At 72.6% G+C, this 21769-nt stretch carries 16 protein-coding genes and 1 tRNA gene; 8 read left to right on the plus strand and 9 right to left on the minus strand.

Annotated features, from left to right (window positions below):
• The first annotated feature begins 194 nt into the window (after window positions 1-194).
• Entirely contained in the window at window positions 195-2957 is a 2763-nt protein-coding gene (gene ppc / locus ACFY0I_RS20160) for a phosphoenolpyruvate carboxylase (RefSeq protein WP_388897379.1), read from the plus strand.
• Between the two features lie 70 nt (window positions 2958-3027).
• Here the strand turns inward: ppc and pth are convergent, their stop codons facing one another.
• The 5 genes from pth to ACFY0I_RS20185 form a co-directional block, all read right to left on the minus strand.
• Window positions 3028-3618 carry an aminoacyl-tRNA hydrolase gene (pth, locus tag ACFY0I_RS20165; protein WP_281208794.1) on the minus strand — a complete coding sequence of 197 codons (591 nt, stop codon included), beginning with the start codon at window positions 3616-3618 and terminating at the stop codon, window positions 3028-3030.
• Window positions 3619-3724: 106 nt separating this feature from the next.
• A complete protein-coding gene (locus ACFY0I_RS20170; protein ID WP_388897382.1) occupies window positions 3725-4306 on the minus strand; it encodes a 50S ribosomal protein L25/general stress protein Ctc in 582 nt (193 codons plus the stop codon).
• A gap of 183 nt (window positions 4307-4489) precedes the next feature.
• Entirely contained in the window at window positions 4490-5467 is a 978-nt protein-coding gene (locus tag ACFY0I_RS20175) for a ribose-phosphate diphosphokinase (protein WP_031138975.1), read from the minus strand.
• 133 nt (window positions 5468-5600) lie between these two features.
• Window positions 5601-7049, minus strand: coding sequence for a bifunctional UDP-N-acetylglucosamine diphosphorylase/glucosamine-1-phosphate N-acetyltransferase GlmU (glmU, locus tag ACFY0I_RS20180; RefSeq protein ID WP_388897385.1), 1449 nt, complete (start codon window positions 7047-7049; stop codon window positions 5601-5603).
• 110 nt (window positions 7050-7159) lie between these two features.
• Window positions 7160-7231: transfer RNA gene (locus ACFY0I_RS20185), tRNA-Gln, on the minus strand.
• Between the two features lie 204 nt (window positions 7232-7435).
• Between ACFY0I_RS20185 and ACFY0I_RS20190 the strand changes: the two genes are divergently transcribed.
• Window positions 7436-8704: a sensor histidine kinase gene (locus tag ACFY0I_RS20190; protein WP_388897388.1), complete on the plus strand. Its 1269-nt coding sequence runs from the start codon at window positions 7436-7438 to the stop codon at window positions 8702-8704.
• A 107-nt stretch (window positions 8705-8811) separates the two neighbouring features.
• On the opposite strand, the gene ACFY0I_RS20195 is transcribed toward ACFY0I_RS20190, so the two are convergent.
• Window positions 8812-9333, minus strand: coding sequence for an SUKH-3 domain-containing protein (locus ACFY0I_RS20195; protein ID WP_388897391.1), 522 nt, complete (start codon window positions 9331-9333; stop codon window positions 8812-8814).
• Between the two features lie 5 nt (window positions 9334-9338).
• Window positions 9339-9884: a YwqJ-related putative deaminase gene (locus ACFY0I_RS20200; RefSeq protein WP_388897638.1), complete on the minus strand. Its 546-nt coding sequence runs from the start codon at window positions 9882-9884 to the stop codon at window positions 9339-9341.
• A gap of 230 nt (window positions 9885-10114) precedes the next feature.
• Between ACFY0I_RS20200 and ACFY0I_RS20205 the strand changes: the two genes are divergently transcribed.
• The 3 genes from ACFY0I_RS20205 (at window position 10115) to ACFY0I_RS20215 (ending at window position 14589) form a co-directional block, all read left to right on the plus strand.
• A complete protein-coding gene (locus tag ACFY0I_RS20205; RefSeq protein ID WP_388897394.1) occupies window positions 10115-11107 on the plus strand; it encodes an SMI1/KNR4 family protein in 993 nt (330 codons plus the stop codon).
• 7 nt (window positions 11108-11114) lie between these two features.
• On the plus strand, window positions 11115-13568 hold the full coding sequence (locus ACFY0I_RS20210; protein WP_388897397.1) for an SUKH-4 family immunity protein: 2454 nt from the start codon (window positions 11115-11117) through the stop codon (window positions 13566-13568).
• Window positions 13569-13737: 169 nt separating this feature from the next.
• Window positions 13738-14589 (plus strand): cellulose-binding protein, encoded by an 852-nt coding sequence (locus tag ACFY0I_RS20215; protein WP_388897400.1) that lies wholly within the window; start codon window positions 13738-13740, stop codon window positions 14587-14589.
• Window positions 14590-14862: 273 nt separating this feature from the next.
• On the opposite strand, the gene ACFY0I_RS20220 is transcribed toward ACFY0I_RS20215, so the two are convergent.
• A complete protein-coding gene (locus ACFY0I_RS20220; protein ID WP_388897403.1) occupies window positions 14863-15720 on the minus strand; it encodes an alpha/beta fold hydrolase in 858 nt (285 codons plus the stop codon).
• An 81-nt stretch (window positions 15721-15801) separates the two neighbouring features.
• Between ACFY0I_RS20220 and ACFY0I_RS20225 the strand changes: the two genes are divergently transcribed.
• A complete protein-coding gene (locus ACFY0I_RS20225) occupies window positions 15802-16356 on the plus strand; it encodes a CGNR zinc finger domain-containing protein (protein ID WP_388897406.1) in 555 nt (184 codons plus the stop codon).
• An 18-nt stretch (window positions 16357-16374) separates the two neighbouring features.
• On the opposite strand, the gene ACFY0I_RS20230 is transcribed toward ACFY0I_RS20225, so the two are convergent.
• Entirely contained in the window at window positions 16375-18195 is a 1821-nt protein-coding gene (locus tag ACFY0I_RS20230; RefSeq protein ID WP_388897409.1) for an MFS transporter, read from the minus strand.
• 173 nt (window positions 18196-18368) lie between these two features.
• Between ACFY0I_RS20230 and ACFY0I_RS20235 the strand changes: the two genes are divergently transcribed.
• Window positions 18369-19145, plus strand: a complete 777-nt coding sequence (locus ACFY0I_RS20235; protein WP_388897412.1) for an ABC transporter ATP-binding protein — start codon at window positions 18369-18371, stop codon at window positions 19143-19145.
• Window positions 19142-21718: an ABC transporter permease gene (locus ACFY0I_RS20240; RefSeq protein WP_388897414.1), complete on the plus strand. Its 2577-nt coding sequence runs from the start codon at window positions 19142-19144 to the stop codon at window positions 21716-21718. The genes ACFY0I_RS20235 and ACFY0I_RS20240 overlap by 4 nt, the downstream gene beginning before the upstream one ends.
• Window positions 21719-21769: the final 51 nt, after the last annotated feature.

Raw genomic sequence — 21769 nt, forward strand, 5'->3', positions numbered from 1 at the left:
GGCGCGCCGCTCCGCCGCGCCCGTCCATTGGACGGTCACCCTGGCGGGGCACCGGCACGGGCCACCTATCCTGGTGTCGTCGGACAGCGCGGTCCGCACGGGCAGCCCGAGCTGCGCATCAGGACGCGGCACCGCCGCGCGCACCCGGGAGCCCCCCGCCCAGTAGCGCTCGAACACTGCAAGGAGCCGCACCTGTGAGCAGTGCTGACCAGGCCCCCGCCACCTCCGTCTCCGCGACCGCAGCGGACACGGCCAACGCAGAGCTGCGCGCGGACATCCGCCGCCTCGGCGACCTCCTCGGGGAGACCCTCGTACGCCAGGAGGGCCAGGACCTCCTCGACCTCGTCGAACGCGTCCGCGCGCTGACGCGCACCGACGGCGAAGCCGCGGCCACCCTCCTCGGCGACACCGACCTGGAGACCGCCGCCAAGCTGGTGCGCGCCTTCTCCACCTACTTCCACCTCGCCAACGTCACCGAGCAGGTGCACCGCGGCAAGGAGCTGCGCGCCCACCGCGCGGCCGAGGGCGGGCTCCTCGCCCGCACCGCCGACATGCTCAAGGACGCCGACCCCGAGCACCTGCGGCAGACGGTCAAGAACCTCAACGTGCGCCCCGTCTTCACCGCGCACCCCACCGAGGCGGCCCGCCGCAGCGTCCTGAACAAGCTGCGCCGCATCGCCGCGCTCCTTGAGGAGCCCGTCTCCGGCGCCGGCGAGCGCCGCCGCCACGACCTGCGGCTCGCCGAGAACATCGACCTCGTGTGGCAGACCGACGAGCTGCGCGTGGTGCGCCCCGAGCCCGCGGACGAGGCCCGCAACGCCATCTACTACCTCGACGAGCTGCACGCCGGCGCGGTCGGCGACGTCCTGGAGGACCTCGCCGCCGAGCTCCAGCGCGTCGGCGTCGAGATCCCCGCGGGCACCCGCCCGCTCACCTTCGGCACCTGGATCGGTGGCGACCGCGACGGCAACCCCAACGTCACGCCCGACGTCACCCGCGACGTACTGATCCTCCAGCACGAGCACGGCATCACCGACGCCCTCGAACTGATCGATTTCCTGCGCGGGCTGCTGTCCAACTCGATCCGCTACACCGGTGCCACCGAGGAGCTCCTCACCTCCCTCCAGGCCGACCTGGAACGCCTCCCCGAGATCAGCCCCCGCTACAAGCGGCTGAACGCCGAGGAGCCGTACCGCCTGAAGGCGACCTGCATCCGGCAGAAGCTCGTCAACACCCGCGACCGCCTGGCCAAGGGCACCCCGCACGAGGAGGGTCGCGACTACCTCGGCACCGCCGAGCTGCTCACCGACCTCACCCTCGTCCAGACCTCCCTGCGCGAGCACCGCGGCGCGCTGTTCGCCGACGGCCGCATGGACCGCACCATCCGCACGCTGGCCGCCTTCGGTCTCCAGCTGGCGACCATGGACGTACGCGAACACGCGGACGCCCACCACCACGCCCTCGGCCAGCTCTTCGACCGGCTCGGCGAGGAGTCCTGGCGCTACGCCGACATGCCGCGCGACTACCGCCAGAAGCTGCTCGCCAAGGAACTGCGCTCCCGGCGGCCGCTGGCCCCCACCCCGGCCCCGCTCGACGCGGCCGGCCAGAAGACCCTCGGCGTCTTCGGCGCGATCAAGGACGCCTTCGAGAAGTTCGGCCCCGAGGTCATCGAGTCCTACATCATCTCGATGTGCCAGGGCGCCGACGACGTGTTCGCCGCCGCCGTCCTCGCCCGCGAGGCCGGTCTCCTCGACCTCCACGGCGGCTGGGCCAAGATCGGCATCGTCCCGCTCCTGGAGACCACCGACGAGCTGCGCGCCGCCGACGTCATCCTCGACGAGATGCTCGCCGACCCCTCCTACCGACGCCTCGTCTCCCTGCGCGGCGACGTCCAGGAGGTCATGCTCGGCTACTCCGACTCCTCCAAGTTCGGCGGCATCACCACCTCCCAGTGGGAGATCCACCGCGCCCAGCGCCGGCTGCGCGACGTCGCCCACCGCTACGGGGTGCGCCTGCGCCTCTTCCACGGCCGCGGCGGCACCGTCGGCCGCGGTGGCGGCCCCTCGCACGACGCGATCCTCGCCCAGCCCTGGGGCACCCTGGAGGGCGAGATCAAGGTCACCGAGCAGGGCGAGGTCATCTCCGACAAGTACCTCGTCCCCTCGCTGGCCCGCGAGAACCTGGAACTGACCGTCGCGGCCACCCTGCAGGCCTCCGCCCTGCACACCGCGCCCCGCCAGTCCGACGAGGCCCTCGCCCGCTGGGACGCGGCCATGGACATCGTGTCCGACGCCGCGCACGGCGCCTACCGGGCGCTCGTCGAGGACCCGGACCTGCCCTCGTACTTCTTCGCGGCGACCCCCGTCGACCAGCTCGCCGACCTGCACCTGGGCTCCCGGCCCTCGCGCCGTCCCGACTCCGGCGCCGGCCTCGACGGGCTGCGCGCCATCCCGTGGGTGTTCGGCTGGACCCAGTCCCGCCAGATCGTCCCCGGCTGGTACGGCGTCGGCTCCGGCCTCAAGGCCCTGCGCGAGGCCGGCCAGGACGCGGCCCTCGGCGAGATGGGGGAGCGCTGGCACTTCTTCCGCAACTTCCTCTCCAACGTCGAGATGACCCTCGCCAAGACGGACCTGCGCATCGCCCGGCACTACGTCGACACGCTCGTCCCCGAGAACCTCAAGCACGTGTTCGCCCGCATCGAGGCCGAGCACGAGCTGACCGTCCGCGAGGTCCTGCGCATCACCGGCGGCAAGCGGCTCCTGGACTCCAACCCGGTCCTCCAGCAGACGTTCGCCGTCCGCGACGCCTACCTCGACCCGATCTCCTACCTCCAGGTCTCCCTGCTGGCCCGCCAGCGCGCGGCGGCCGCCCGCGGGGAGGAGGCGGACCCGCTGCTGGCCCGCGCCCTGCTGCTCACCGTCAACGGCGTCGCCGCCGGCCTGCGCAACACCGGCTGATCCCGCCCCCGCACGCGGGAAGGCCCCCGCCACCGGATTCCTCCGGTGGCGGGGGCCTTCCCCGTACGCCCTACGAGTTGTACGTCGACTGGGCCCGCTCCAGGCCCTCCTGGATCAGGGATTCCACGGCGTCCGCGGACCGGTCCACGAACCAGTCCAGCTCCTTGCGCTCCGTCGAGGAGAAGTCCTTCAGCACGAAGTCGGCGACCTGCATCCGACCCGGCGGCCGGCCGATGCCGCAACGGACCCGGTGGTAGTCCGGACCCATCGCCTTCGTCATCGACTTCAGGCCGTTGTGCCCGTTGTCGCCGCCGCCCAGCTTCAGGCGCAGCGTCGGGTAGTCGATGTCCAACTCGTCGTGGACGGCGACGATCCGCTCCAGCGGGACCTTGTAGAAGTCGCGCAGGGCCGTCACCGGGCCGCCCGACAGGTTCATGAACGACATCGGCTTGGCCAGCACCACCCGGCGGTTCGCCGGTCCCGGCGGGCCGATGCGGCCCTCGACCACCTGGGCCCGCGCCTTGTGCGCCTTGAACCTGCCGCCGATCCGCTCGGCCAACAGGTCGGCCACCATGAACCCGATGTTGTGGCGGTTGCCCGCGTACTCCGGCCCGGGGTTCCCCAGGCCGACGACCAGCCAGGGCGCCGCGTCGTCCGACATCAAAAACTCCTTACGCCGTAAGCCCGTACACGAGAACGACCGCCGTCCCGCTCCAGTGGAGCCGGACGGCGGTCGGTCAGCAACTGCTGAGGGGGTGGGGCGAGGCTCAGGCCTCGGTGCCCTCGGCCTCGGCGGCCGGCTCCTCGGCCTGCGGGGCCACGACCTGGAGGACGGCGATGTCGCCGTCGACGGCCAGGGTGGTGCCCTTCGGGAGGACCAGGTCCTTGGCGTGGATGGTCGCGCCGGCCTCGAGGCCCGCGATGGAGACGGTGACCTCGGTCGGGATGTGCGTGGCCTCGGCCTCGACGGAGATGGTGTTCTGGAGGGTCTCCAGCATGTTGCCGCCGGCGGCCAGCTCGCCCTCGGTGACGATCGCGACGTCGACGGTGACCTTCTCGCCCTTCTTGACGATCAGGAAGTCGACGTGCGAGATCGAGCGCTTCAGCGGGTGCTTCTGCACGGCCTTCGGGATGACCAGCTCGGTGCCGGCGTCGCCCAGGTCCAGGGAGAGCAGGACGTTCGGGGTGCGCAGCGCCAGCTGAAGGGCGTGGGCGTCGACGTTGACGTGCTTCGGCTCGGTGCCGTGGCCGTAGATGACACCGGGGGTCAGGGCGTCGCGACGGGCCTGGCGGGCGGAGCCCTTGCCGAAGGAGTCACGGATCTTGGCGGAAAGCTTGACCTCGGACATGCTCACTCCTCGTGGGGTGACGGAAATTGGACGACGGTCACCCGGCCGGAACGGCCTGCTACGAAGAGCGCGTCGATAACGGAGCGTCCGGACCCGAAACGGGTACGGCCTCCCTCGCCGAGCAACTCGTGGAGTGTACCCGGGCGGGGGAGGCCGCACCAAAAGGATCTAACCGAGGAACGGTTACTGCTGCTCCTCGAAGAGGCTCGTCACCGAACCGTCCTCGAAGACCTCGCGCACCGCGCGGGCGATCATCGGGGCGATCGACAGCACGGTGATCTTGTCGAGCTCCAGGTCGGACGGGTCCGGCAGGGTGTTCGTGAACACGAACTCGCTGACCTTGGAGTTCTTCAGGCGGTCGGCGGCCGGGCCCGACAGGATGCCGTGCGTGGCCGTCACGATGACGTCCTCGGCGCCGTGCGCGAACAGCGCGTCGGCGGCGGCGCAGATGGTGCCACCGGTGTCGATCATGTCGTCGACCAGGACGCAGACGCGGCCCCGGACCTCACCGACGACCTCGTGGACGGTCACCTGGTTGGCGACGTCCTTGTCGCGGCGCTTGTGCACGATCGCCAGCGGGGCGTCCAGGCGGTCGCACCAGCGGTCGGCGACGCGCACGCGGCCGGCGTCCGGGGAGACGATCGTCAGCTTGGTGCGGTCCACCTTGGCGCCGACGTAGTCCGCGAGGACCGACAGGGCCGAGAGGTGGTCGACCGGGCCGTCGAAGAAGCCCTGGATCTGGTCGGTGTGCAGGTCGACCGTGAGGATGCGGTCCGCACCCGCGGTCTTCAGCAGGTCCGCGACCAGGCGGGCCGAGATCGGCTCGCGGCCCTTGTGCTTCTTGTCCTGACGGGCGTAGCCGTAGGACGGGACGATCACGGTGATGGAGCGTGCCGACGCGCGCTTGAGCGCGTCGATCATGATCAGCTGCTCCATGATCCACTTGTTGATCGGAGCCGTGTGGCTCTGGATCAGGAAGCAGTCCGCGCCACGAGCCGACTCCTGGAAGCGGACGTAGATCTCACCGTTCGCGAAGTCGAAAGCCTTGGTCGGCACGAGGCCGACTCCCAACTGGTGTGCGACCTCCTCGGCCAGCTCGGGGTGGGCGCGGCCGGAGAAGAGCATCAGCTTCTTCTCGCCGGTCGTCTTGATCCCGGTCACAGCACAGTCTCCTCAGACGTCTGAAAGCTGCTCGCTCCCGTGTGCGTCCGTCCCGCACACGGTGAGCCAGCCGAATTGCGTGCACCTATCACGGTACGCCGTCACGGGCGCACCTGTTTCCGGCCAGTTCACCTCACGGGCGGCCGGAGTCCTTGTCCGCGGTCGACTGCGCGGCCGTCGCCGCCGCGCTGCCGGGACGCTTGCGGGCCACCCAACCCTCGATATTCCGCTGCTGGCCGCGGGCCACGGCCAGGGCGCCGGGCGGCACGTCCTTGGTGATCACCGAGCCGGCGGCCGTGTAGGCGCCGTCCCCGATGGTGATGGGAGCCACAAACATGTTGTCGGATCCCGTCTTGCAGTGTGAGCCGATGGTCGTGTGGTGCTTGTGTTCGCCGTCGTAGTTCACGAACACGCTGGCCGCGCCGATGTTCGTGTGGTCGCCGATCGTCGCGTCGCCCACGTACGACAGGTGCGGGACCTTGGTGCCCTCGCCGATCGTCGCGTTCTTCATCTCGACGTACGTACCGGCCTTGGCCTTGGGACCGAGGTTCGTGCCCGGCCGCAGGTACGCGAAGGGCCCGACGGTCGCCGACTCCCCGATCACGGCCGTGTCCGCCACCGTGTTGTCCACGCGTGCCCGCGGCCCCACCCGGGTGTCCTTCAGGCGGGTGTTCGGGCCGACTTCGGCCCCCTCGGCGACGTGCGTGTTGCCGAGCAGCTGGGTGCCCGGGTGGATCAGGGCGTCCTGCCCGAAGGTCACCGTCACGTCCACGAAGGTGCTCGCCGGGTCCACGACCGTCACGCCCGCGAGCATCGCCCGCTCCAGCAGGCGCGCGTTGAGCAGCGCACGGGCCTCGGCCAGCTGGACCCGGTTGTTGATCCCGAGGATCTGCCGGTGGTCCGCGCCGACGGCCGCGCCGACGCGGTGGCCGGCCTCGCGCAGGATGCCGAGGACGTCGGTGAGGTACTCCTCGCCCTGACTGTTGTCCGTACGGACCTTGCCGAGCGCGTCGGACAGGAGGGACCCGTCGAAGGCGAAGACCCCGGAGTTGATCTCGCGGATCGCGCGCTGCGCGTCGGTGGCGTCCTTGTGCTCGACGATCGCCGTCACGGCGCCGGTGGCCCCGTCGCGGACGATGCGCCCGTAACCGGTGGAGTCCGGGACCTCGGCGGTGAGCACGGTGACGGCGTTGCCGTCGGCCTCGTGCGTGGCGACCAGGGCGCCGAGGGTCTTGCCGGTCAGCAGCGGGGTGTCTCCGCAGACCACGACCACGGTTCCGGCGACCGGTCCGCCGAGCTCCTCGAGCGCCATCCGGACGGCGTGCCCGGTGCCGTTCTGCTCGTACTGGACGGCGGTGCGCACGTCGGCGTCGATCGCGGCGAGGTGCTCGGTGACCTGCTCACGGGCGTGGCCCACGACGACCACGAGGTGCGTGGGGTCCAGTTCGCGGGATGCGGCGACCACGTGACCGACGAGCGAGCGCCCGCTGATCTCGTGCAGAACCTTGGGAGTGGCCGACTTCATGCGGGTGCCTTCACCCGCTGCGAGTACGACGACGGCTGCCGGGCGGGTTGCGCTCACGGGTGTGCCCTTCGGCTTCGGGTGGTGGACCCGTGAAGGATAGCCGGGCCCCAACATCCACAAACGAAGCCGGGTCCCGACCGTGGAGGTCGGGACCCGAACGTGCGAAGCTCCCCCGCCAGGACTCGAACCCGGACATAAGGCACCAAAAGCCTCAGTGCTGCCAATTACACCACAGGGGAATAATTCCGATTAAACCGGACAGGAATTCCTGCCGGTTGAATCGACGGCACCTACTATGCCGCACCACCGCCCCTCGACGCGACGGTATGGATCAGCGCCTCGCAGTACGCCCAGTAGTACGCGCACGCCAGTACGCGCGACGCGCCCGCGCTCGCGGAAATCGGCTCGCACGCGGGCGGGAGGCGCTGCGTACGCTGGTCGGCATGACCGGTACGGGGGACGAGCGGGGCGGGGCCGAGCGGGACGGGCCCTGGTGGTGGGAGCGGCGGCGGGGGGCCGTCCTGGACGTGGGGTTGGGGGTGGTGTCCGCCGTCGAGTGCGCCCTGGAAGGGGTGCCGACCGCTCGCGAGGCGGGCGTACCCGTGGTCGTCGGGGTGCTGTTCGGGCTCGTGGTGGGGTCCACGCTGGTGCTCCGCCGGCGCTGGCCCATCGCGGTGGCCCTGGTGGGCATCGCCGTGACCCCGGCGATGATGGGCTTCCTGTTGGGGGTGGTCGGGCTCTACACGCTCGCCGCCTCCGAGGTGCCCCGACGGATCGTGGGGACGCTCGGCCCGATGGCGCTCGCCGGGACGTTCGTCGTGACGTACGTGCGCACCCGGGACGACATCAAGGCCGACGGCACGCTCGTGTTCGTGCTGTCCGCGTTCATGGCGGTGGCGCTGACCCTGCCGCCCGTGCTCCTCGGGCTGTACGTGGGCGCCCGGCGCCGGCTGATGGAGAGCCTCCAGGAGCGCGCGGACTCGCTGGAGCGGGAGCTGTCGCTGTTGGCGGACCGGGCGGAGGAGCGGGCCGAATGGGCCCGTAGGGAGGAACGGACCCGGATCGCGCGCGAGATGCACGACGTCGTGGCGCACCGGGTGTCGCTGATGGTGGTGCACGCGGCGGCGCTCCAGGCCGTCGCGCTGAAGGACCCGGCGAAGGCGGTGCGCAACGCCGCGCTGGTCGGGGACATGGGTCGGCAGGCCCTCACGGAGCTGCGGGAGATGCTCGGGGTGCTGCGGACCGGCGCGGCCAAGCCGGTGGCGCAGGCTCCGCCGGTTTCCCCGCAGGCGGGGGGCTTCGAGGAGGGGCCCTCGCTGGAGGAGCTGGAGGTGCTGGTCGGGCAGTCGCGGGCGGCCGGGATGGTCGTCGAACTGCTGGTGCAGGGGGTGGGGCGGGAGGATCCGTACCCGGCGGAGGTGGAGCAGACCGCGTACCGGGTGGTGCAGGAGGCGTTGACCAACTGCCACAAGCACGCGCCGGGGGCCCGGGTCGTCGTACGGCTGGCGCATCGCGACGGGGAGGTGGCCATGCAGGTGGAGAACGGTCCCTGCGCCGCCGACGTGACCCGGCCCGGGCTGCCCAGCGGGGGCAACGGGCTGGTCGGGATGCGGGAGCGGGTCGTCGGCCTCGGCGGGGTCTTCGTGTCGGGGCCGACGGACGCGGGCGGGTTCCGGGTCTCGGCGGTGCTGCCGCGCGAGCGGGCGGCGTAGGGCGGCGTACGGCGTCGCGGGGCGGTGGCGTGCGGGCGCGGGGTCCGGGGTCCCCGCCCGCACCCGTTTCGGGCGCGGTCGGCGCGGGCGGCGCGGGCGGCGCGGGCTCAGGGCTCCGTGCTGAGGCGGGCCGGTTGCAGACCGGTCAGGAGCAGGGTCAGGGCCTCGTCGAGGCCGCCGCCCAGGTACCAGTCGCCGGTGTGGTCGATGCCGTAGACGCGGCCCTCGCGGTCGATCGCCAGGTGGGCCGCGCCGTCGGAGTCCACGCCGAGCGGGCAGAGCTGGGTGGACAGGGCGCGGCCGAGGTCGGCGAAGGTGCGGGCCAGGTGCAGGCCCGTGAGCGGGTCGAGGCGGATTGGGGTCGGGGCTATCTGGCGGCCCGGTCCGGGTGCGGACACGACGAGCCCGCCGAACTCGGCCCAGGCCTCGACGGCCGCCGGGAAGACGGTGTGGCGGTGTCCGGCCGGGGTGGTGTGGTCGCGCAGCGCGTCCGCCCAGTACTCGGCCTGCTTGATGTCCCAGCGGCCGGGCTCCCAGCCGGCGGTGCGCAGCGCGGAGTCCACGACGCCCGGGAAACGGGTGGCCGAGGAGCGGTCGTAGGAGGCCGAGGAGGCCGAGGTGGCGGTCATGGTGGCTACTCGGGGTGGGTGAGGTCGACGGGGCGTACGCCGAAGTGGTTGAGGAGCGCGTCGCAGGAACGGCAGGGCGGTGCGTAGCTGCCGTGGAGCGGGTCGCCGTCCTCGCGGATGCGACGGGCGGTGATCCGGGAGTGTTTGAGGGAGCGGCGGGCCTCGCCGGCGGTCAGCGGCTTGCGGGACGCGCGCCGGCTGCGGGCGCCCTCCACGGTGGCGAGGTGGCGGGAGAGCAGGATCGCCTCCGGACATCGGCCGGTGAAGCGTTCGCGCTGGCCGCTGGTGAGGGTGTCGAGGAAGTCCTGGACGAGCGGGTGCAGTACGGGTGGCTGGTCGGCCTTGCCCGCGGTGCCGGTGAGCGTCTCGCCGCGTACGGAGAGCGCGGCGGCGACCGTCGGCAGGATCCCGTCGCGGCGGAAGCGCAGGACGGGCGCTCCGGCGCCGTCGGTGCTGCTCCAGCGCAGCCGGGGATCGCCGGTGGCGCCGGCGTCCGTCGGTTCCGCCCGGTCGGTGCGGGTTGCCGTGTTTCCTGGTGTCGCGGTCTGCATGGTCGCGCCTTCCCTCCCGTGGCGGCGGTGGTGGCCGCTGTCGCGCACGCCCCCGTGCTGCGGGGACAGCCTGTCAAATGTCACCTGCCGTGTGGAAGCGGGGTCGAATATTCGTATCAATTCGGATGTTCCCGCCTGGTGCGCGTGCGCACTGGGTAGGGACGGGTGTCGCTCTTGCCCGAACGCATAGGCTGTGGCGAACCAGCCAGATCCAGCAGGGGGCTACCGCCATGACGACAGGTCGGCTCGGGCAGCAGGCCGCGCCACCCAACGCCGCTTACTCGGGGCAGGTCGTGCACTTCCCGGACCCGGTCCGGGCCGCCCGCCATCCCCACGGAGTGCGGATGGACGGGGACGGTCATCCCGATTTCTCGCGTTACGCGCGGGCGGCGGTGGAGATCGCCGAGCCGCCCGAGGGCTTCGGCGTCGACGAGCTGCGCCTGACGGACTGCGTCTCCGCGAACGCGGCGATGCGGGCGGCGGGCCACGAACTGTGGGACACCGTCGGACCCGTGGCGACCCCGCACGGCTGGACCTGGCACCACGTCGCCGGGACCCGCCGGATGGAACTGGTCCCCGTCGAGGTCAAGGCGCTGCTGCGGCACCACGCCGGTCTCGCGACGGCCCCGGTCGACCACGACAAGCGCGGTACGCGCCCCCTCCAGGAAGTGCGCCCGGCGCACCTGGAGCTGCCCAAGACGCTCGTGTCGGTATCCGAGCAGCAGGTGCAGGGCGTCGAGGAGGACCTCGGCTACCGGCTGCCCGAGGCGTACCGGTCCTTCCTGAAGGCGGCGGGCGGTTGCGCCCCCGTGGGCGCGGGCCTGTTCGTGGAGCTGGGCCTGTTGGTCGACCAGCCGTTCTTCACGGTGCGCGAGGAGGCGGCGGTCAACGACCTCGTCTACGTCAACAAGTGCTTGCGCGACCACCTGACGAAGGACTACCTGAGCGTGGCCTTCGTGCAGGGCGGGTTGATCGCGGTGAAGGTGAAGGGCCAGGGGATCGGTTCCGTCTGGTTCTCCCCGTTCGACGACGCGCGCGACCGGGACGGCTGGTCGGTGCAGGAACGGGTGGATCAGCTGCTGCTGCCGTGCGGTGCCGATTTCGATGCCTTCCTGGAGCGCCTGGCGGGGAACCCGCCGGAGCTGGAGACGGTGGCCGGTCTGATGGTGGACGGCGGATTCGCACGTTCGGTTCCGGTGTCCGCGCCGGGCATGGGGGGTTGATCGGGCTGTGGTGACGTTCGCGCAGGCGCAGGAGCGCGCCGAGGAGTGGATCAACGGGGACGTTCCCGCGTACCAGCACCGCGAGGTGCGCGTACGGGAGTTCGGACTCGGGTTCGTCGTGTGGGCCGAGGACCGGCCCACCGGTCCGGTGTCCGGCGGCGGCCGGCAGCGGCTGGTGATCGCGCGGGACAGCGGCGAGGTGACGCTGTGGCCGGGGCTGCCGGTCGGCGAGGTCATCCGGCGCTACGAGGAGGAGTACGGCGCCGGGGCCGCTGCGGCCCCCGCCGAGGCCTCGGTACCTCAGCCGCGGATCGACTCCGAGATGACCTCGTTCATGCTGAGTCCGCCGGAGTGGCTCCAGGAGGCGGCGGACCGGGCGGGGATCCCGAGGGATCCGTCGTCCTCGTCGTCGTCGTCCTCGTCCTCGTCGTCCTCTTCTTCTTCCTCGGCTCCGTTGCCGGCCTCCGCCGTTTCGATGGATCCGGCTCCGGTTGCGATCCCCGCTCCGGAGGCCGCGCCGGCCCCGGGCGTGGTCGGGGAGCCGGTGCCGCTGCGGCGCGGCGGCGAGGTGCCGTACGAGCCGACCGCGAACGACGGGGTGCCGGCTGGGTCCACGCCGTGGGCCGGGACCGATGTGAACTCCGGTTCGGACGAGGCCTCCGTACCCCTGCCCGCGACGGTGTTCGCGCCGCCGCTGTCCGGATCGGACCAGGAGGAAGCGCCCTCGTCCTCCGGTGTGGCTCCGGAGGCGAAGACCACGCTGATGGCCGGTGGCAGCCAGTTGCCGAGGACGGCCGTCGTTCCCGCGCTGGGGCTGCGCCCGGAGGCGGCGGACATCGCCGACGCGCCGACCAGCAAGGCGCAGGTGTCCCGGCCGGGTGGCTCCGCGGGTGGCTCCGCCGGTGGTGCGGGTGCGGCCGGTGGGCCTCCGGAGCCGCCCGGCGCTCCGGGTGCTCCCGGGGGTGGGCAGCAGCCCGTGCCTCCCGGTCCGCCCGGTGTGCCCGGTGGGTCGGTCGGGCGGGGCGTCGACCATGCCGCGACGATGTTGGCGGGTCCGGCGGTGGGTCAGCCGCCGACGCCGCCCGGTCCGCCCGGTGCTCCCGGGGGTGGGCAGCAGCCCGTGCCTCCCGGTCCGCCCGGTGTGCCCGGTGGGTCGGTCGGGCAGGGGATCGACCATGCCGCGACGATGTTGGCGGGACCGGCCGTGGGCCGGACCCCGCAGCCGCCCGGTCCGCCCGGCGCCCCGGGCGGCGGGCAGCAGCCGACGCCTCCCGGTCCGCCCGGGGCTCCCGCCGGCGGCGCCCACCACGCGGCGACGATGCTCGCCGGTCCCGGTGTCCCGCAGCCTCCCGGTCCGCCCGGCGCGCCCGGTGGCGGGCTCGACCACGCGGCGACGATGTTGGCCGGTCCCGGTGTGCCGCAGCCTCCCGGTCCGCCCGGTCCGCCGCCCGGTGTCGCGGGTCGGCCGCCGGCCCCGACCGGTGCGCCCACCGTCGGTCCCGGGTACCAGGCCGTACTGCGCTACCGCGCGCCCGACGGCTCCGAGCAGCAGCTCATCCGTCGCTCGGCGCCCGGCACCCCGCACCCCGAGTGGCAGATCCTGTACGAACTCCGCGCGATGAACGTGCCGCCGCAGCAGGTGCTGGAGCTCCACACGGAGCTGGCCTCCTGCGAACTGCCGGGCGGCTACTGCGCCCGGATGATCCGGGAGACCTGGCCGCAGGTGCGGATCACCAGCGTGGCCCCGTACGGAACGGACCACGCGGGCCGTCAGCAGGGCGTGCAGCACCTGCTCACCCATCAGGGTGAGCTGCACCAGGTCGCGGACGGTCCGGCGCGACCCGCGCCGGTACGGGCGCCGCTGCCGCAGGTCCCGCTCCAGCCGGCCGTCCCGATGGAGGTCATCGGGCAGGAGCTGGCGGGCGCGTTCGGGCCGCAGGGCGTGTTCCGCTTCGACCAGCGGGCGGTGTCCCGGCAGGGCGTGCCGGACATCGTGGCGCAGACGCTGATGTGGGCGGGGCTGCCCGTCGATTTCGGGCCGTTCTTCTGGGCGCAGGCCGCCCCCGGGCAGCCGGTGCCGACGCTGGCCGAGCTGGCGGCGCAGCGGCAGGTGCAGCCGGCGTCGGACGCGGGCTCGTACCTCGTCGTCGGCAGCGACTTCGGCAAGGCGCTCTGCGTGCAGTACGGGACCGCGCACATAGTGGCGGTGCCGGTGGAGGCCGGTCCCGGCGGGGCGCCCGTGCCGCCGCAGTTCGTCAACTCCAGCCTGCCGCAGTTCGCGCGGTCGCTGGCGATGCTCGGTCACATGTGGCGGCTGCGTCAGCATCTGACGCCGGAGCAGGCGGGCCGCTGGACCGTCGATTTCCAGGCGAATCTCGCGGGACTCGACAGTGCGGCGCTGGCCTCGCCGGAGAACTGGTGGTCGGTGCTCCTGGAGCAGATGTGGGACGGACTGCTCTGATCGGATGATCGGATCGGTGGCCGGGCCGGAACCCCTCGAACGGGGTACCGGCCCGGCCATTCCGGCTTCTGCGAGCAAATGACGCATCCTTGACGGGAATCCCCGCGAGAGAGGCGCTTCCAGGATGAGTGCACCCATGTCACCTCACGGACCTCAGGGTTTGGCGACCGTGCGCGGCCGCGGGTACCGGGTCGAAGACGTCGACCGGTACCTCGCGCGGCTCGCGGGCAGCCGTGACGAGGCCTGGGAACGGGTGGCACGGCTGACGGTCCTCGCGAAGCAGATGGAAGCCGAGGCGGAGCGGCTGCGCGAGGCCGTGACCGCGCTGGCCCCCCAGACGTACGACGAGCTCAGCGAACGCGCCCGGCGGATCCTGCTGCTCGCGCAGGAGGAGGCGGACGTCCTGCGCCGGGACGCCCGCACCGACGCCGGCGAGGCGCTGGGCGCGGCGGAGGCGCACGCCGACCGGGTGGCGGAGCTGGCGCGCCACGACGGGGAGGCGGTGCGCGAGCAGACCGAGGTGCGGGCGCGGCAGGGGTTGCTGCGGGCCCAGCGGGAGGCGGACGAGGCGCGGGCGGAGGCGCGGGACGACGCGGCGGCGTGGCGGACGGAGGCCCAGGCCGGGCTGGTGGAGATGCGGCGGCGGTCGGAGGCGTTGCTCGCGGAGCGCGAGCAGGAGCAGGCGGAACGCCGAGACGCGGCGGAGCGGGAGCTGGCCGGGCGCCTGGCCGAGCTGGAGGCGCGGGGCGCGGAGCAGGAGCGGTACGCGCAGGCGCGGTTGGACGAGGCGCGGCGGGGGTTCGCGGAGGCGGAGGAGTCCGCGCGGCACGGGCAGGAGGACGCGGAGGCGCGGGCGGCGGAGTTGCTGGCGGAGGCGCGGGTGCGGGAGGAGCGGGTCGGGCGGGAGACGGAGCGGATCCTGCGGGAGCACGCGGAGGCGCAGGAGGAGATGCGGGCGCACATGAACCACGTCCGCTCCAGCCTGGCGGCGCTCACGGGGCGGGCTCCGGCGGAGGGCTGACGCTGCCCGGGCCTGGCCTGGCCTGGCCTGGCCGGGCCTGGCCTGGCCGGGCGGGGCTGCGGGTGGGGTCGGGGTCGGTGCCGGGGTGGGGTGTCGTCCGGGACGGGCATGATTTATGGCGCCCTGTCCCGGGCTGCGTCGGTGGGGCGGGAGTGGGCGCCAACAAATCACGTTTTAGTCCCTGACGACACCCCACCCCGTCCCCGTCCCCGACCTGTGGGTTCGTGCCCCGTGCTTCGTTCGACCGTTCCGTTGTGGTTCCGGCGGGGTGGGTCAGGGGGTGAGGTTGTTGAGGAAGGTGCTGATCAGGGGGGTTATTTCCTGGAGGTGGGTTTCCAGGGCGAAGTGGCCCGCTCCGTCGAAGAGGTGGAGTTCGGCTTCGGGGACGTCCTGGAGGTAGGCCTTGGCGCCCGCCGGGGTGAAGAAGGGGTCGCCCGTGCCCCAGAGGACCAGCAGCGGCGGGCGCGCGGTGCGCAGCCAGGACTGCCAGGCCGGGTAGTGGGCGAAGTTCGACGCGTAGTCGAAGGCGAGGTCGGCCTGGGCGTCGGCGCGGCCCGGCAGGCCGAGGTAGTGGAGGTCGAGCGTCCAGCCGTCGGGGGAGATCCGGGCGGGGTCGGCGACGCCGGTCTCGTACTGGAAGCGGGTGCCCTCCTCGGTGAAGAGGCCCCGGATCCGGTCCTCGTCGCCGGGGACGTCGCGGCGCAGGCCGGCGAACTCGCGGGCCGCGTCCGAGAGGCCCTCCTCGTACGCGTTGCCGTTCTGGACGATCAGGCCGGTCACCCGGTCCGGGCGGCGGGTGGCGAGCCGCAGGCCGACGGGGGCGCCGAAGTCGAAGACGTAGAGGGCGTAGCGGTCCAGGCCCAGGGCGTCGGTGAAGCCCTCCACGACGTCCGCGAGGCGGTCGAAGGCGTACGTGAAGTCGTCGGGGGTCCGGGTCCGGCCGAAGCCGGGGTAGTCGGGGGCGATCAGGCGGTGCGGCGTGCCGCCGAGGGCGTCCATCAGGCGGGCGAACTGGTGGGAGGAGGTGGGGAAGCCGTGCAGGAGGAGCAGGACCGGGGCGTCGGCGGGGCCGCTCTCGCGGTAGGCGACGCTCACGCCGTTCACGTCCACGGTGCGGTGCTGAACAGACATCTAATGCCTCCGGTTGGTTTGGTGACATTAGTTTTACCCAGGGTTGCTAATGGGTCAAGGGGGTTGAGTATCATTAGGTGCATGACCGTCTTCCCGCTCACGGGTGAGCACCTCGCCCTGGACCTGTTGAACACCCGGCCCACCGTCGGCGACCTGATCGCCGATCCCGCGGGGCTCGCCGCCTGGCTGGAGGAGGAGGCGGGGCGGTTGGGGCCCGTGGGTGTGGTGGGGGAGAGCGAGGTCGCGGCGGTGGCGGCGGTACGGGAGGCGGCAGGCCCGGCGCTGGCGGCCGTCCGGCGCGGGGAGCGGCCGCCGGACGAGGCGCTGCGCGCGCTCAACGCCGCCCTGGCGGCTGCCCCGGCCCACCGGGAGTTGGTGTGGGCGCAGGAGGGCGGGCTCCGGGCGGGCACGCTCCGGGACGCGGATCCGGCCCGGAGGCTGGCGGCCGAGCTCGCCGAGGCCGTGGCGGAGCTGCTGGCCGGGCCCCGGGTGGCCGAGGTGCGGGAGTGCGAGGCGCACGACTGCTCCCTGCTGTTCCTGCCGGCGCACCCGCGGCGGCGCTGGTGCGTGGCGTCGGCCTGCGGCAACCGGGCCCGGGTGGCCCGGCACTACGCCAAGCGCAAGGAGACCCCGTAGCGGTCGCCCGGGCCCGGATCAGTCCCCTTCCTTCAGGACCGGGAACTCGCGGGGTGCGAGCAGCAGGAGGACCAGCAGCGCGGCGAGGGCGGCGGCCGTCGCCCCGAGGAAGATGTGGTCGACGGCGGCGGCGACCGCCGAGCGCAGGTGGGCGGCGGTGGCCGCGGGGAGGGAGTCCGGGGCGGCCAGCGCCTTCGAGACGTCGTCCAGCCGCTGCGGCAGGCCCGGCAGCGGGGAGTCCGCCAGCCGGGCGGCGATCGTCGCGTTGGCCACGGCGCCCAGCAGCGCGGCGCCCACGCTCTGGCCGACGGTGCGGCAGAACAGCACCGAGGCCGTGGTGGTGCCCCGCTCCGCCCAGCCCACGGTGGACTGCACCCCGATCATCAGCGGCAGTTGGAAGAGGCCGAGGGCGAAGCCCAGCAGCAGCATGATCAGCGCGGGCTGCCAGGCCCGTGCGGGGTGGGGGAGCAGGGTGAAGGCGAAGAGGATCACCGCGGCCGCACCGATGCCGAGGACGGCGGTGTCGCGGAAGCCGATGCGCCGGTAGACGTGCTGGCAGAAGGCGGCCGAGATGGGCCAGCTCAGGGTCATCAGGGCCATCACGAATCCGGCGCCGACCGGCCCGAGGCCCAGTACGGTCTGCGCGTACGTCGGCATGAACACCATCGGGGCGACCATCAGCAGGCCCAGCGCGCCCAGGGCCAGGTTCACGGCGGCGATGGTGCGCCGGCGCCACACCCAACCGGGCAGGATCGGCTCCGGGGCCCGGCGTTCCACCCGGACCACCACCGCGGCCAGCACGGCGGCGGCGGCGAACAGGGCCAGCGAGGGCGCGGACAGCCAGGGCCAGGCGACACCGCCCTGCACCAGCGCGAAGAGCAGCACCCCGCCGCAGGCGAAGACGCCGAGTGCGCCCGCCCAGTCGACCGGGCCCCGGCGGCCGCGGGAGCGTACGGGCTCGACGAGGTGCCGGGCGGTGAGCCACAGGGCGAGGCCGGCGAGCGGGACGTTGATGAGGAAGGTCCAGCGCCAGCCCGCGTACGCCGCGAGCAGCCCGCCGAGCGCGGGCCCCAGCAGCGAGGACGAGGCCCAGACCGTGGTCATCCGGGCCTGGATCCGCGGTCGTTCCTTCAGCGGGTACAGGTCGGCGGCCAGGGTCTGCACGGTGCTCTGGAGCGCGCCGCCGCCCAGCCCCTGGACGATCCGGAAGGCGATGAGCGCGGCCATGTTCCAGGCGGACGCGCACAGGACGGAGCCGACGAGGAACAGGGCGGTGCCGAAGAGGAGGACGGGCTTGCGGCCGAAGGTGTCGCTCAGCTTCCCGTACACGGGGAGGGTGACGGTGACGGCGAGCAGGTAGCCGGAGAAGAGCCAGGAGAAGACGGAGAACCCGCCGAGGTCGCCGACGATCTGGGGGACCGCGGTGGAGACGATCGTGGTGTCCAGCGCGACCAGGGCCATGCTCAGCATCAGTGAGATCACGACGCGGGTCGGCGGACGCCCCTCGGGGCGCGCGGTCGCCGGCGGACGCCCGGCAGGCGTCGCGTCGCGGGGGTCCGCCCGATCGGCGGAAACGTTTCCTCCGGGGAGGTCCGTCCCGTCCCGCGCGGGGTCCTCCCCCTGCTTCCCCTCCGCCGCCACCGTGCTGCCTCCCCCTCTGTGCCCCCGGCACCCGGACGCGGAGAACACCTTCTCACCAGGGGTGTGTCCGGCGGTATCCCTCACCCCGGGCGGCCCGGGAGGCCCGGATCCCCTAGGGGTCGCTCCCCCCGACGGGCCAGGGATCGCTCGTTCCGCCGGATGAGGACGAACGTCCCGCGGCGTCCTTAACTGATTCATACGAGCGGGGACCGGCCTTCGTGGCGAGGTGGGGTTAACCCCCCGGTGGATACGGCGATGGGCACCAGCGCGCCGGACACCCCCCGCACCACAGACTTCACGACGGCGACGCACGCACGCACCAGCGCGCACCGGGCGCGCAGCGAACAGGGGAGAACACCGTGACAACCGCGATGACCGAAACCAGGCACGGGAGTACCGGAGGGCACGGCGCCGTCGCGGCCCGGGCGCGCCAGGTCGTCAAGGCCTACGGATCCGGCGAGACCCGCGTCGTCGCCCTCGACACGGTCGACGTGGACATCCACGCGGGGCAGTTCACCGCGATCATGGGCCCCTCCGGCTCCGGCAAGTCCACGCTCATGCACTGCCTCGCCGGCCTCGACACCGTGACCAGCGGGCAGATCTTCCTCGACGAGACCGAGATCACCGGCCTCAAGGACAAGAAGCTCACCCAGCTGCGCCGCGACCGGATCGGTTTCATCTTCCAGGCCTTCAACCTGCTGCCCACGCTCAACGCCCTGGAGAACATCACGCTCCCCATGGACATCGCGGGGCGCAAGCCGGACCCGCAGTGGCTGGACCGGGTCGTGGACACCGTCGGTCTCGCGGGCCGCCTCAAGCACCGCCCGACCGAACTCTCCGGCGGCCAGCAGCAGCGCGTGGCCGTGGCCCGCGCCCTCGCGGCCCGTCCGTCGATCATCTTCGGCGACGAGCCGACCGGAAACCTCGACTCCCGCGCCGGCGCCGAAGTCCTCGGCTTCCTGCGCCAGTCGGTGGACGAGCTCGGCCAGACCATCGTGATGGTCACGCACGACCCGGTCGCCGCCTCCTACGCGGACCGCGTCATCTTCCTCGCCGACGGCCGGATCGTCGACGAGATGTTCGGGCCCACCGCGGACCAGGTCCTGGACCGCATGAAGGACTTCGACGCACGCGGGCGGACCTCGTGACCGTCATGAAGACCGCGCGGCGCAACTTCGTCGCGCACAAGGGCCGGATGGCGCTGTCCGCCATCGCCGTACTGCTCTCCGTCGCCTTCGTGTGCGGCACGCTGGTGTTCACCGACACGATGAACACCACTTTCGACAAGCTCTTCGCCGTCACCAACTCCAACGTCACGGTCTCCCCCAAGGAGGCCGTCGCCGGGGAGGAGGCCCCGGCCACCGGCAAGCCCCGGATGCTGGACGCCTCGGTCGTCGACAAGGCCGCGAAGGCCGAGGGCGTCAAGGGCGCTCAGGGCGGCGTCCTGTCCATGGCCGTCACCGTGGTCAACGCAAAGAACGAGAACATGGGCTCGACCACCGGCGCCCCGACCATCGCGGGCAACTGGAACGACAACGAGCTCAAGTCCATGAAGATCACCTCCGGTCACGCCCCGCGCGGCCCGACCGAGATGATGATCGACAGCGACACCGCCAAGAAGCACCACCTCGCGCTCGGCGACGAACTGCGCACCATCGCCGTCACCGGCGACACCCGCGCGCGGATCAGCGGCATCGCCGCCTTCACCGTGACCAACCCGGGCGCCACGATCGTCTACTTCGACACCGCCACCGCCCAGCAGCAACTGCTCGGCGCCCCGGGCGCGTTCACGCACGTCAACATCACCGCCAAGGACGGCGTGAGCGACGCGCAGCTCAAGGCGAACGTCGCCAAGGTCCTCGGCGCGGACGCCTACACGCTCCAGACCGCCAAGGAAGCCGCGGACGCCAACCGCAAGGACGTCGGTTCCTTCCTCGACGTCATGAAGTACGTGATGCTCGGCTTCGCCGGGATCGCCTTCCTCGTCGGCATCTTCCTGATCTTCAACACCTTCTCCATGCTGGTCGCCCAGCGCACCCGCGAGATCGGCCTGATGCGGGCCATCGGCGCCGACCGCGGGCAGATCAACCGGTCCGTCCTCGTCGAGGCCTTCCTGCTCGGCATCGTCGGCTCCCTGCTCGGTGTCGCCGCGGGCATCGGCCTGGCCGTCGGTCTCATGAAGCTCATGGGCCAGATGGGCATGGAACTGTCCACCGACGACCTGACCGTCGCCTGGACCACCCCGGTCCTCGGCATCCTGCTCGGCGTCGTCGTCACCGTCGTCGCCGCCTACGTACCCGGCCGGCGGGCCGGCAAGGTCTCCCCGATGGCCGCCCTGCGCGACGCCGGGACCCCCGGTGACCGCAAGGCCGGCGTCGTCCGGGCCGTCCTCGGCCTCGTCCTGACCGGCATCGGCGGCGCGGGACTGTTCCTCGCCACGGCCGCCGAGAAGGCCTCGGCCGGCTCGCTGTGGCTCGGCCTCGGCGTGGTGTTCACGCTCATCGGCTTCATCGTGATCGGCCCGCTGCTCGCGGCGGGCGTGGTGCGGGTGCTGTCCGGAGCGGTCCTGCGACCCTTCGGCTCCGTCGGTCGGCTCGCCGAACGCAACGCCCTGCGCAACCCGCGCCGCACCGGCGCCACCGCCGCCGCCCTGATGATCGGGCTGGCGCTCGTCGCCTGCCTCTCCGTCGTCGGCTCCTCGATGGTGGCCTCGGCCACCGACGAACTCGACAAGTCGGTCGGCGCGGACTACATCGTCAGCTCCGAGACCGGACAGCCGGTCATGCCGCAGGCCGAGCAGGCCATGCGGGCCAACCCCCGCCTGGACCACGTCACCGCCTACCGGGAACTCCCGGCGAAGATCACCGCCCCGGACGGGACCACCGAGGAGGTGGGCCTCGGCGCCACCGACCCCACCTACGCCGAGGACATCCGGCGCAAGATGGTGGCCGGCGAGCACGCGGCGGCCTACGGCAAGGACGCGATCGGCATCGGCTCGATCTACGCCGACGCGCACCGCGTCAAGCTCGGTGACGAGCTGACGGTCGCCTTCGATGGCGGCCGGACGGTCAAGCTCAAGGTCGCGGCCATCACCAGCGACGAGGGCAACCTCGACAAGGGCATGAAGTACATCAGCACCGCGCTGGCCGAGGCCTCCGTCCCGGCCGACCGGATGCCGCGCCCGTTCATGCTGCTGGCCACCGCCAAGGACGGCCAGGCCACCACCGCGTACGCCGAGGTCAAGAAGGCCCTCGCGGAGTACCCGCAGTACACCGTGCGCAACCAGGCCGACTACAAGCAGGCGCTGAAGGACCAGGTCGGCCAGCTGCTGAACATGGTCTACGGCCTCCTCGGACTCGCCATCGTCGTCGCGATCCTCGGCGTGGTGAACACGCTGGCCCTCTCGGTCGTCGAGCGGACCCGCGAGATCGGCCTGATGCGCGCCATCGGCCTCTCCCGCCGCCAGCTGCGCCGCATGATCCGCCTGGAGTCGGTGGTCATCGCCCTCTTCGGCGCCCTGCTGGGCCTCGGACTGGGCATGGGCTGGGGCGCCGCCGCGCAGCAGCTGCTGGCGCTGGAGGGCCTGAAGGTCCTGGAGATCCCGTGGCCGACCATCCTCGGGGTGTTCGCCGCCTCGGCCCTGGTGGGCCTGTTCGCCGCACTGGTACCGGCCTTCCGGGCGGGGCGGATGAACGTACTGAACGCGATCGCCGGCGAGTAGCTCGCCGGGCGGTCGTACGGGGGAACGCCGCCCCGGGCAGCCCGCGAGGGC

The organism is Streptomyces sp. NPDC001568, assembly GCF_042893755.1.
GTDB lineage: Bacteria > Actinomycetota > Actinomycetes > Streptomycetales > Streptomycetaceae > Streptomyces.